The sequence below is a fragment of the Mycobacterium asiaticum genome (assembly GCF_001668675.1).
GTDB classification, from domain to species: Bacteria; Actinomycetota; Actinomycetes; order Mycobacteriales; family Mycobacteriaceae; genus Mycobacterium; species Mycobacterium asiaticum_D.
Window position 1 is genome coordinate 1 of the sequence record NZ_LZKQ01000139.1, and the last position, 10,065, is coordinate 10,065.

The window sequence follows — 10,065 nt, forward strand, 5'->3', positions numbered from 1 at the left end:
GCGGCCACCATGGGTCCCGATCCGGCACCGGCATACATCCGGCCCGAATTGATCTCCGGCGGCAAAACCGCATAGTCCACCCCGCGCCCCCTTCGTGACATGGTCAGGCACTGCACCAAAGTTTGCTTTTATCAACAAGTACGACGAACAGTGCCGGGCACGGTGTTGTGGTCCGCGCGCCCGCATCGCGCCACATTTCCGTGCCGAATAACCACGTGACAGCCGCTGCTTTGCCGGCACGTGGAACAACTAGTTGCTATTAACCGTCCGGTAACACGTGACCACAAATGATTAACGTTCGCACTGAAATCGCCCTGCTCAGTTCCTGTCAACTCACTGGGAACGGTGGCGATGAAGCCAGCGCTCGGCGCCGCGACCTGCGATGAAACGCTCAGGGGGGCAACCGATCAGCACGCGGCTGTGGACTGTCCCCGTCGCCGCAACCGGGCAGCGGTCAGCTTTCGCATCTGCGCAAAACCGTCGTGGAAGCCCAAGGTTCGCAGTGCTCCTTCGGCGACAATCCAGGGATGGTCTGGTGGACAACCGCAGTCGTCCGAGCGTTGGTTGATCACCGATTCGACCAAGCGGAACGGTAGGTCTTCGCTTTTGGACGGGCCCCGGCACTCAGCGATGACCGCGCGCGACAAGGTGCGGTAACAGGTTCGCAGATTGTCACGACGTAGCCGAAATGCGTCGAAGCGCTCGGCCCGCATCTCCGGAAGCAGGTACAACGCACCGACATTCCAGGGGCTGCCGATCAACTGCGAAGCGTCGGCGACCACCAGAGTGTGCAGGCGGAGCGCGCTTGGTCCGGCTTCAGTCAGCAACTCGCCGGCGAGCTGCAGCGAATCCTCGACGGTGCCGGTGACCAGGGTGTCCAGGATGTCGTCTTTGGTCGCGAAGTGGTGATAGAGCGATGCCTGCCTGATGCCCACTGCGTCAGCGATGCGCCGGGTGGAGGTAGCGGCATACCCGATGGTGGTGAACGATTCGGCAGCGGCATCCAGGATCTCGTCCTTGGCGGATTTACCCGGTCGACGCGATGGCACCAGTCTGGGACGTCCTCGCCGGTCGGTGCGCATGCCGAATTCTCGCATCCACGCGGCACACGGCTCGCGTGGCATGAATTCCTGTCATGTGATAGAAATAATCACCTGAATCGATAATCGTGCCGACCGGATCCGAAGGTCCTGGCACGCAGCTAATTTCACAGACCAGCGACCGTTGGGAAGGGACAATCGCGATGAACACGCCTGTTCGCACGGATTCCACCGACGGTGCCCGGTCCCATGCTCGCGCTCAGGCGCAGCAAGCGACCATGCGGGTGCCGGCCACTCCCGCTGACGTTGACCCATCGCTGCTCACCTGGGCCGAGTCGATTCCACCGAACGGGTACGCCACCAAGGTCTTGGCGCGAGGTACCCGAATTCGTCTGATGGACACCCACGGCGGAGCGTGTGCGCATCTGCTGATGTATCGGGCCGAGGCGCCGTGGGAGCGGCTCAATGTCGCAGACACCATGAAAGTTCCCTGGCAGGCCTACCTGAAAGCGGGCCATCCGCTGTTATCCGATCAGGGGCGGGTGCTGGCAACGGTGGTCGCGGATTCTTCAGGCTGCCACGACTTGGTGTGTGGTCCGACCGCCGCTGGTCGCAACCTATTGCTGTTGGGCGCGCTCAAGCACGGTCTTGACATACGTGATGTTGCTCCGTCGGTGTCGCTGTTTCGCGGCGTCCGCGTCGATCCGACCAGTGGCGCACTGGAATTCGTCGGCAGTGCAGGCCCTGCGACTGCGGTCGACTTGCTTGTGCATCTGCCGGTGGCGCTGGTGCTGGTCAATGCCGCGCATCCGCTCGATCCGGACCCGGTGACCGCTGAGCTCGATGTGGTGGCGTGGCGAGCCGGTGACGAACTGACCGCACCGGTCAACCAGGATCCCGAGTACCTGCGAGCGTTGTTCAATACCGAGGCGGCCTGGATCGCGGCTGCCGGAGCGGGAGCTGACCGATGACAAACGTTGTGCAATCAGGGATTCTGGCCGACGAAATCGTGCCCGCACGCTCGCCCTGGTCGGCCGTCGTCCATGCGGGCGAGCAACTGGAGATCGTGGACCTGCAGGGAAACCAGGCGGTGGACTGTTTGCTGTATTCGGCCCACGACCACACACAGCGGTACAGCGCACAAGCAACCGTGGTCGGGCAACGCAACATCTTTTTGACCACCGGCTCGGTATTGCGTACCGCCGATGGAACCGCCCTCATGGAAGTCGTCGCCGACGACGTGGGCTATCACGACACCCTTGGTGGGGCCTGTTCGCAGGAATCCAACACCCTGCGCTACGGCCACCACACCGCACACCAGCATGCGTGCGTCGAGAACTTCCTCGCCGAGGGCGCCAAGTGGGGTTTAGGCAAGCGTGACCTCGTGTCGAATATCAACTGGTTCATGAACGTTCCGGTGGAAGCCGACGGCACGCTCGGAATCGTGGACGGCTTGTCGGCCCCGGGCAAGAGCCTCACTCTGCGCGCCGTGATCGACACCCTGGTGCTGGTGTCGAATTGCCCGCAGATCAACAATCCCTGCAACGGCTTCAACCCAACACCAGTCCGCATGGTGATAACCCGTCCATGATTGCCGTCGAGGTCCTCCAACCCGGCATGTTGACTACGGTGCAGGACTGGCCCGGGCGGACCGGGTATTGGCATGTCGGGGTGCCGCCGTCGGGACCGATGGATGATCTGTCATTCCGGATCGGTAACCAAGTCCTCGGCAATCCGGAAGGCGCCGCGGGCTTGGAATGCACCAAAGCCGGCCCGACCCTTCGTTTCTCTGCACCGGTACGCGTGTGCGTCACGGGCGCGGCGGTGCCGGTCACGGTGAACGGTGACCCGGTTCCTCAATGGCAGTCGGTGCTGGTGCCCGCGAACGGCCTGCTGGACATCGGCATGCTCAGCGGCCCGGGCATGCGCTGCTACCTTCTCATCGAAGGCGGGTTGCACGAGCCGGAATGCCTGGGCAGCGCAGCGACATTCATGCTGGGCGCCTTCGGCGGGCACCAGGGGAGACCGCTGCGTGCACAGGATCAATTGACAGCCGTCGGCCCGTCTTTACCAGCGAATGGTCACCAGCCGGCGGTGATGCGCGCCCCGCATGAGAGCCAGCCCAGCATTGGCCACCGTTGGCAACTCGCGGTGACGGAAGGTCCGCACGGTGCACCGGAATTTTTCACTCGCGCCGATATCCAGACGCTGCTCGATACCAGTTACACGGTGCACTTCAACTCTGATCGCACCGGCGTGCGACTGCTCGGGCCGAAACCGCATTGGGCACGCACTGATGGCGGTGAAGCGGGCCTGCACCCGTCCAACATCCACGACACGCCCTACTGCGTAGGCGCGCTCGATTTCACTGGTGACACGCCGATCCTGCTGGGACCGGACGGACCCAGCCTGGGCGGGTTCGTTTGCCCGGTGACCGTCGTGACGGGGGACCGATGGAAGCTGGGGCAAATGGCACCCGGCGATACCGTTCGGTTCGTGCCCGTGCGCGCCGAACGGGCGCCGTCCTTGCGCAAGCTTGACTTGAATCGGCGGGCATCGCTGCCCGTGATCTCGACATCCGGGGATGGCGATGACGGCGTGCTACAGCGCTATACGAGCGGCGACGGCACCGCAGTCACGCTGCGCCGTGCCGGCGACGGGGGTGTCCTGGTGGAGTACGGCCCCATGGTGCTCGACCTGGCGATGCGGGGCCGGGTGCAGGTGCTGTACGAACACATCCGGGCAGAACGCGTGCCCGGCGTGCTGGAATTGACGCCCGGCGTGCGGTCGCTCCAGGTGCAGTTCGATCCCGCCGAGATCTCGTGCCCAGAGCTGACCGAACGGCTGGCCGACATCGACAGCTCGTTGCCGCCTTGGCGTGAGCTCGTTGTCTCCAGCCGCTCGGTGCGGTTGCCGCTCTCCTGGGATGACCCGGCCACCCGCGAAGCGATTCACCGATACATGCACGGCGTACGCGCTGATGCGCCGTGGTGCCCGTGGAACATCGAATTCATCCGGCGGATAAACGGTTTGGAAGACGTCTCCCAGGTGTATGACATCGTCTTTGACGCGAAATACCTGGTGCTTGGTCTCGGGGACGTTTATCTCGGTGCACCGGTCGCCACGCCGCTGGATCCCCGGCACCGCTTGGTGACCACTAAGTACAACCCGGCGCGCACCTGGACACCGGCCAACGCGGTCGGCATCGGCGGCGCCTACCTCTGCATCTACGGACTCGAAGGACCCGGAGGCTACCAGTTCGTCGGCCGCACCACTCAGGTCTGGAATACCAACGAGGCCAGCATGGGCAGCGGCTTCGAACCCGGAACCCCCTGGCTACTGAGGTATTTCGATCAGATCAGCTTCTACCCCGTCTCTGCGGAGGAACTACTGTCCCTACGCGCCGACATGGCAGCGGGGCGTGGTCAGGTCGAGATCACTGACGGGGAATTCTCACTGGCCGACTACCAGCGGTTCCTGGACGAAAACGCTGACTCGATTGCCGAGTTCCGTCGGCAGCAGGCGGGCGCTTTCGCGGCTGAGCGCCAAGCCTGGCATTTAGCAGGGGAATTCACTCAAGCATCATGAGGGGAATAGAACACAGGTGAGTGTATGGATCTCCCAGCCCCCCAACGGCGAAGTTGAAGCAGAACTGACCCGGAGTCGGTCGCATTCGGGGCCGTTGTCCGGCATGCGTCTGGCGGTCAAAGACAATGTGGATGTCGCCGGCTTGCCGACCACGGCCGGTTGCCCAGAGTTCGCATACCGACCGGACGACGATGCACCCGCGGTTGCAGCATTGCGGGCGGCCGGTGCGGTGGTGGTCGGCAAGACCAATCTCGACCAGTTCGCCACAGGTCTGGTGGGAACTCGTTCACCATACGGCGCGGTTCGAGACAGTCGACGGCCCGAATTCATCAGTGGTGGATCGAGTTCGGGTTCGGCGGTTGCCGTGGCATCAGGCCAGGCGGACATCGCAGTGGGCACCGACACGGCCGGCTCAGGGCGGATACCCGCGGCATTCCAGGGCTTGGCGGCGATCAAACCCACCATCGGTGTCATCAGCACCGACGGCGTCGTGCCCGCCTGCGAATCATATGACTGCGTATCGATTTTCGCCCGCGACTTGAGTCTGGCCAACCAGGCGATGGCGGTAATGGCGGCCGGTGCGGCCGGAAGCCGGCGTTGGCCAGCGGATGTCCGCCTTGCCGCACCGCCGAACCCGGTCGTCGCCGTACCGCGCGAGCTTCCGGAACTGGACCGGCAATGGCAGACGGCATTTCACACCGCTGTGCGGGAGTTGACCGATGCCGGGGCACGAATCGTCACCGTAGACCTGGACCCGTTCCTCGCGGCCGCCAAATATCTCTACGAGGGCGCACTCGTGAGCGAAAGGTATGCCGCTGTAGGCGAATTCATTGACGGCAACCCCAACGCGTCGTTCGATCCGGTAGTGCGAAGGATCATCACCGCCGCGCGTAACATCCCGGCCCATCGCCTGGTCCGCGACCGCGCCAGAGTGCAGCGGTTGCGCCATACCGCGATGTCGTCGCTGGACGGCGTGGACGCCCTGCTGGTGCCGACCGCGCCGATGCATCCGTCGCTACAACAGGTGGCGACGGATCCGGTGGGCGTGAACTCCCAACTCGGGACCTACACCAACTTCTGCAATCTGTTCGACATGTGCGCTGTCGCAGTACCCGCCGGTGTAGCCGGCGAAGCACAGTTCGGGGTGACGGTGCTGGCCCGGGCGTTCGATGACGCTGTGGCACTCGATGTCGGTGCAATGCTGACGAATGACGAGTTGCGCGAGGCGGTTTGGCCACTGGCGGCCGCCGAGAGCAGAGAGCTGATCGTATTCGGCGCCCATCTGCGCGGGGGCCCGCTGGCTTATCAGCTCACCGATCTCGGAGCGCGATTCGCCGGTGAGGTAAGTACTTCCGCGCGCTATCGGATGGCCGCACTGGACGGGAGCATGCCCAAGCCGGCTGTGACCCGAGTGCCCGACGACGCCCGTGGCGTCGCGCTGCGCGGGCATCGTTGGTTACTTTCCCCGGCCGCACTGGGCGGGTTCCTGTCGGCGCTGCCGGCACCGATGCAACTCGGCAAGGTGGAGCTCAGCGATGGCTCCTGGTGCACCGGCTTCGGTTGCGACGCGACGGCCGCCGCTTCGGGCACCGACATCAGCTGTTATGGCAGCTGGACCGCGGCTGTGGATGCAGGCGCCGTGAAGTAGCGTCGGCGACGACGCGGTTGCGACGACCCTCGGTGTGGCTAGAGTTCTCGGCATGTCCGAGGACCAGGCGCGCAACTTCGTATCCCTGCCCGACGGGACCCAGCCGCCCCCGCCCGCCGCGGGTGGACGGCTGCTGATCACCGGTGTAGACGCCGCGGGACGGTCCTGCGCCACGCAGGACGGCCCGGTCACCTTGGCCGGCTTTCCCGGTTACGAGGGGATCTCGTTCTCGGAGCTGTATGACACGCCGTCGCCGGGGATTTCAACCGGCGGCCGCGCCGCCGACACCCTCGACCTAGGCGTGCCGCCGGGCGCGGTCAACTGGAAGATGATCGATTACGGCCCGGGAGTGGAATTTTCGATGCACCACACCGATACGGTCGATTTCGATCTGGTGGTGTCCGGCTCGGTGGAGCTGATCCTCGACGACGGCCCGCACCCGCTGGAGGCCGGCGACACCGCGGTGGTCACCGGCGTGGATCATGCCTGGCGAACCGGCCCGGCGGGTTGCCGGCTCAGCGTCATCTGCTTCGGTGTCGCACACAGCGCGACCGCGACGTAGCCCGAACTCAGCGCCGGTGTCTGGGACAGCGGATCCACGGGGTCGCCGTCGATCAGCAGATTCCGGTTGACGCCGAAGGACTGCGGCGCCGCACTGCCCTGCGGGTCGAAAACCCTTGAACCCCAGCCGTGGTCGAGCACGACCAGCCCGCGCCGGGGTCGCTCGCTCAGCGACGCGGGCACCTCGACAGCGCCGACGGCGGAGGACACCCGCACCAGGTCGCCATCCCCGATCCCCAGGACGGCCGCGTCGGCGGGGTGGATGAGCAACGTGCTGCCCTTGCCGCCGGGGTGCAGCCCGGGCAGGTCGTTGAGGAACGAGTTCATCGAATGGCGGTGTCGGCGGTTCCCGATCTGAAACGGATAGGCCTCCGGCGCTTGCGGGGGTGGCTCCTCCAGCAGCTCCCGGGCCCGCGCGACCAACTCGTCGGGAGCGATGTGCACGCGTTTGTCGTCGGTGCGCAGGGCTTTGACGAAATGCCCGTACTCTCGCGGACCGAGCACCATGCCATGCGGGTGGGCCAGCAGGTCGCGCCATTTCAGCTTGTGGCCGTTGACCTTTCGGGACATGGCGACGATCATGCGGTTGATCCAGTGCGGGGAGAACTCGAGCCCGGGCCGGCCCGTCATCGCGGCGAGCCGCCGACTGCCCTTCACGGACGCGTTGACGCCCTTGACGCCGAACAGCGGGACGTTCATGGCCAGGGCCAGGTCGACGAAGATGCGCCATTCCTCGCGTGCGTCCGGCGGCGGATCGACCGCGCGCACGCCGTACTGCACGTAGGGTTCGTCGTGCAGATTGCTGGTCAGGGCTAGCAGGTCGTCACGCTCCAGCCAATGCACCGCCGGCAGCAACCAGTGGGCGTGGCGGTGACTTTCGCGCTGGACGAAGTCGATGGCCACCAGCAGGTCAAGCTGTCCCAGCGCGCGATCCAGGGCAGCCCCGTTCGGGCCGGAGACCACCGGGTTGCCGCAGTTGATGACCAGGGCCCGGATTTGCCCGGGGCCCGGCGTGGTGATCTCGGCGGGTAATTCGCTCAGCGCGTGCGCGCCGGCCACCATCGGCCGGCCGGTCAGCCGGCTGCGGTGGGCAGAGGGTTTGGCGGCGGCGGCCAGTTTCAACGCATCGATGTAGCCGGGCTCGAAGCGCCGGCCACCGGGACGGTCCATGCGTCCGGTGATCACGTTGAGCACGTGGCCGAGCCATTCGCCCACGGTGCCGGACACATGCAGTGAGACACCGGTGCGGGTCACGGCCATCGCCGACCTGGCGGTCGCGAAACTCCTTGCTATGGCTTCGATCTGGCTGCGTGGGATGTCGCAGCGGCGGGCCAGGTCGTCGAGTTCGGCCTCGGCCACCAGTGCCTGCAGGCCCGGCATCCCAGAGGTCAATTGCGCGCAATCGGCGGGATGCTCGAGCCGCTCGTCGAGGATGATCTTGACCATGGCGAGCAGCAGCGCCCAGTCCTGGCCGGGGCGCACCGCGAGATGGACGTCGGCCTTGTCGGCGGATTCGGTGCGCAGCGGGTCGACGACGACGATGGTGGCGCCGTCGCGTTGTCGTGCCAGTGCCCGCTTCCAGCCGCCGGGTGCGCTTTCCACCCAATTCCAGGCACTCACCGCGGGATTGGTGCCGACCAGCAGGAAATAGTCGCAGTTGTCGATGTCGGAAACGGGCACCATGATCGCCGACCCGTACATCGCCTCGGCCACCACGTGCAGCGCATTCTGGTCGACCGAGCCCACCGCGTAGCGGTTCTGGGTGCCGACGGCGTCCAGCCAGCCGTTCAGGAAGATCAGGTTCGATGAGCTGTAACCCGCCGGGTTGCCGTAGTAGGCGCCGATGGCGTCCGGGCCGTCCGCGTCGACCAGCGCCGTCACCCGGGCGGCGATGTCGGAGATCGCCTCCTCCCAGGACGCCGGCACGTACCGGTCCCCGACTCGCCGCAGGGGAGTGCGGATGCGGTGGGGATGCTCGACGAGCTGGGCGGCGTTGCGGCCCTTGGCGCAGAAGTCCTGCCAGCTGTGCGGGTTCTGCTTGTCCGCCGAGATCTTTTGCACCCGGTTGTCCGCGACATGGACCTCGATGCCGCACGAGGCCAGGCAATAGCGGCAGAAGGTGAAGACCGTCCGAGGGTCCACCTGTTCGGCCATCGTCCCAGCGTGACATTTGCGCCCATTTTTGTATAGGTCTGCCGAGGATCGTGGCAGCTCAGCGGCGTAGAGTCCGACAGATGGGTGACCAACTGCGTGACATCCGGGAGCTGGCCGGGGACACCGAGGCGTATCGGGATGAGCTGTACCGGCGCTGGACCGGACTGCTCAGTTACCGCTACATCGGCCGCAAACACTCGTCGATGGACCTCGGGGAGGTGGACAACACCGTCACCATCCGCCGCGACATGCGTACCGAGGTGGGCGGGATAATGGTTGCGCCGCTTGCTATTTCGTCGCCAGAGGGGTGCCAGACCGATATGGTGGCGGTGCCGAATCCGGTGATCGCCTCGGTGCAGATCATCGACCCGGGGTATGACGTCAGCCGGGTCGAGATCGTCGATTCGGGCATCGTGCATCAGGGCCGCACCATGGGTTACGGGCGTTGCAAGATCGTGGATGCGGACAACCCGGACCGGGTGATCGCGTTCAACGAGGGTCAGGGCGCGATCATCGGCATCCCGCCCGAGGGGCTGGACCGGATGGATGTGTCCGGCACCGAGCTGGTGATCGAGGATTCACCCGACCTGCCGCCGCTGTGGGAGGCTTTCGGTGCCGCCAAGCGAGCCGACGGGCACTGGGTGCTGCCCGCGCTCAGCGCCGAATTCGCTTCGCCCGATGCGGCATTGCACATCGGCCCGCAACATGTGGTCCTCGAGACTGCCGCGACCGACCTAGCCGCGTCGGCAGCGGGGACGGCGCGGGTGCAGGTGATGAGTTGGCATGTGATGTTCATGTCGCGCGGCAAGGTGGGTCCGTTCCGGGCTGAGGGCACCGCGCACGTCGGCGGGTCCGGGCGGGTCGGCGTGCGGATGCTCCTGCACGACGAGGGAAATGCCGACAAGGCGATCACGTCCGCGGCCGCCGTGTTCGACGTGGTGGCCTGAGAGTCGGCGGGCCGCCGGCAACCGGTTAGTTGTTTGTTGGTGGTTTGGGTTCGTAGGGGTCGTACCACCACCAGTCGGCGCGTTCGCCGAGGGGGCCTTGGCAGGGTGGGACATCCGGTGGGGGTTG

9 protein-coding genes are annotated in these 10,065 nt (G+C 65.6%); 6 read left to right on the top strand and 3 right to left on the bottom strand.

Annotation, left to right across the window (positions count from 1 at the left end; genetic code table 11):
- Together A9X01_RS29840 and A9X01_RS11925 are read right to left on the bottom strand one after the other, a co-directional pair.
- Positions 1–80 (bottom strand): PPE domain-containing protein (locus A9X01_RS29840; protein WP_155772044.1); only part of this gene is annotated, 80 nt, incomplete at its 3' end.
- Between the two features lie 327 nt (positions 81–407).
- Positions 408–1,082, bottom strand: coding sequence for a TetR/AcrR family transcriptional regulator (locus tag A9X01_RS11925; protein ID WP_065120986.1), 675 nt, complete (start codon positions 1,080–1,082; stop codon positions 408–410).
- 161 nt (positions 1,083–1,243) lie between these two features.
- Between A9X01_RS11925 and A9X01_RS11930 the strand changes: the two genes are divergently transcribed.
- From A9X01_RS11930 to A9X01_RS11950, 5 genes are read left to right on the top strand one after another with little or no spacing between them, the layout of a single operon-like run.
- Positions 1,244–2,011: a DUF1989 domain-containing protein gene (locus A9X01_RS11930; protein ID WP_065120981.1), complete on the top strand. Its 768-nt coding sequence runs from the start codon at positions 1,244–1,246 to the stop codon at positions 2,009–2,011.
- Positions 2,008–2,631: an urea amidolyase associated protein UAAP2 gene (locus A9X01_RS11935; RefSeq protein WP_065120982.1), complete on the top strand. Its 624-nt coding sequence runs from the start codon at positions 2,008–2,010 to the stop codon at positions 2,629–2,631. The genes A9X01_RS11930 and A9X01_RS11935 overlap by 4 nt, the downstream gene beginning before the upstream one ends.
- Positions 2,628–4,628, top strand: a complete 2,001-nt coding sequence (locus tag A9X01_RS11940) for a 5-oxoprolinase/urea amidolyase family protein (RefSeq protein WP_065120983.1) — start codon at positions 2,628–2,630, stop codon at positions 4,626–4,628. The genes A9X01_RS11935 and A9X01_RS11940 overlap by 4 nt, the downstream gene beginning before the upstream one ends.
- A 16-nt stretch (positions 4,629–4,644) precedes the next feature.
- The gene (gene atzF, locus A9X01_RS11945) at positions 4,645–6,276 is read left to right on the top strand and encodes an allophanate hydrolase (protein WP_065120984.1); all 1,632 of its coding nucleotides are present in this window, start codon (positions 4,645–4,647) and stop codon (positions 6,274–6,276) included.
- Between the two features lie 52 nt (positions 6,277–6,328).
- Positions 6,329–6,838 carry a cupin domain-containing protein gene (locus tag A9X01_RS11950; RefSeq protein WP_253849098.1) on the top strand — a complete coding sequence of 170 codons (510 nt, stop codon included), beginning with the start codon at positions 6,329–6,331 and terminating at the stop codon, positions 6,836–6,838.
- On the opposite strand, the gene A9X01_RS11955 is transcribed toward A9X01_RS11950, so the two are convergent.
- The gene (locus tag A9X01_RS11955) at positions 6,757–8,991 is read right to left on the bottom strand and encodes a molybdopterin-containing oxidoreductase family protein (RefSeq protein WP_081282337.1); all 2,235 of its coding nucleotides are present in this window, start codon (positions 8,989–8,991) and stop codon (positions 6,757–6,759) included. The two genes, A9X01_RS11950 and A9X01_RS11955, sit on opposite strands and share 82 nt — an antisense overlap.
- An 80-nt stretch (positions 8,992–9,071) precedes the next feature.
- Between A9X01_RS11955 and A9X01_RS11960 the strand changes: the two genes are divergently transcribed.
- Positions 9,072–9,938: a hypothetical protein gene (locus A9X01_RS11960; RefSeq protein WP_065120985.1), complete on the top strand. Its 867-nt coding sequence runs from the start codon at positions 9,072–9,074 to the stop codon at positions 9,936–9,938.
- Positions 9,939–10,065 lie beyond the last annotated feature (127 nt).